The organism is Saccharothrix sp. NRRL B-16348, from assembly GCF_001280085.1.
GTDB lineage: Bacteria > Actinomycetota > Actinomycetes > Mycobacteriales > Pseudonocardiaceae > Actinosynnema.
The window spans coordinates 1-354 of the sequence record NZ_LGED01000115.1 but is presented as its reverse complement, the minus strand read 5'-3'; the positions used below and the strand labels follow the sequence as shown (position 1 = coordinate 354).

The window sequence follows — 354 nt, the reverse complement described above, 5'->3', positions numbered from 1 at the left end:
GCGGATGGTCGCCGTGCCGTCCGGTCCGACCGGCACGGCGGTGGTGACGCCGTCGACGGTGTACCGGAACTCCGTCGCGCCCAACTGGTTCGAGGTGAAGGTGAAGGACCCCTCGCGCCACCGCGAGTACTCCGAGGCCGGGTAGTCCGGCGAGGTGACGCCGGGGTTGTCGAAGACCCGGAACTGGTAGCTGGTGGGGCTCGACTCCACGCCCGCCGCTGTGCGGCTCGTCACCCGGAAGTACTGGTCGCCGGCGTGCGCGGGGGTCCAGCGGATGGTCGCCGTGCCGTCCGGTCCGACCGGCACGGCGGTGGTGACGCCGTCGACGGTGTACCGGAACTCCGTCGCGCCCAA

General features: G+C 72.0%; 1 pseudogene. It reads right to left on the bottom strand.

Features of this window, described 5'->3' with window-relative positions:
- A pseudogene (locus ADK67_RS52480) lies at nucleotides 1–354 on the bottom strand (hypothetical protein); the annotation flags it as partial.